Here is a 1,247-nt window from a genome sequence, read left to right on the forward strand (position 1 = left end):
GCTGCAAGCCGGCCACGCGGTCAGCGCCAGTGATCCGATCCGCACCGATGTGCCATTGCTGTTGGTGGGTATCAAGGGCGAGAAGCGTTATACCCGCGTCGAACAATTGTCTGGCAAGACCCTGGCCTTGCCCAACGGCAGCGCGGCGGGGGATGCGGTCAGCCAGATCAACCAGAAGCTGGCATTGCTGAAATTGCCTCCGGTAAAAATCGAATGGGTCGATCCCACCCTGGCGGTTGAGGATGTGCTGGAGATGGTCCAGGGCGGCATTTTCCACCTGACCATCGTCGAGCAACCGATCGCCGAGCGGTGGGGCAAGATTCTCCCCAAGCTGCGTTTCGATCGCCAAGTCCTCATTGGCGAGCCGAGTGATGAGTATTGGTTCGTCCGGCGTGACGCCGCGATGTTGCGAGCGAGCATCGATCGGTTCCTCGCAACCTATAAAGTGCCCTCCAACGAAGATGCTGCATTCCTGCGCATCTACCGCCGTTTGTATCAGGTTCACTATCCGCTGGCTCGGGCCGATCGCCAGCGTCTGGAGAAACTGCGTCCTGTGCTGCAAAAGCATGCCCAGGCCCAAGGCATGGACTGGCTCAACCTGGCGGCCCTGGCGTTCAAGGAATCAGCCCTGCAACCCAAGGCACGCGGCGGTGGCGCGCCCACGGGCCTGATGCAGATCACCCCGTCGGCAGCCCAGCGGGTTGGAGTCAATAACATCCAGGACCTGGATGCCAACGTGCAGGCTGGCGCCAAGTACCTGGCCATGATCCGTCGCAAATTCTTCGCCAGCCCCAAGCTCAATGAGCGCGAACGCATGGCGTTTGTCCTCGCCGCCTATAACATGGGCCCCGAGCGCGTCCAAGGCATGCGTGCCGAGGCCCGGCGGCGTGGGCTGAATCCTAACCAGTGGTTTTTCCAGGTCGAGCGAATCGCCATGGAGCAGGTGGGAATGGGCGCGGTCAGCTACGTTAATAGTGTGAATAAATACTATCTGGCGTTTGATCGGGAGCGAGAGTCGCTGGAGTCCCAGGAACGAGAGGTGGTCTTGCGGAAGTAATCAAATAAATTGATTGTTATGGCGGATATTTTGCGCTGTTCCGATAAAATTATTTGATTAATATGGCGTCCAACCACACACACCAAGGAATGCATCCATGAGCACTCTCATCAACAAAGTACTGTCCTCCCGTGCCGGCTACGGCCTGACTGTCCTGCGCATCGTCGTTGGGATCGTCTTCGCCGCCCAC

1 protein-coding gene and 1 pseudogene are annotated in these 1,247 nt (G+C 58.6%); both read left to right on the plus strand.

What is annotated here, in order from left to right; genetic code table 11:
• Window positions 1-1,057 (plus strand): MltF family protein (locus tag OC610_RS27680; protein WP_264432711.1); only part of this gene is annotated, 1,057 nt, incomplete at its 5' end.
• Between the two features lie 97 nt (window positions 1,058-1,154).
• Window positions 1,155-1,247, plus strand: a pseudogene (locus OC610_RS27685) (DoxX family protein); the annotation flags it as partial.

The organism is Pseudomonas agronomica (assembly GCF_025917275.1).
Classification (GTDB): Bacteria; Pseudomonadota; Gammaproteobacteria; order Pseudomonadales; family Pseudomonadaceae; genus Aquipseudomonas; species Aquipseudomonas agronomica.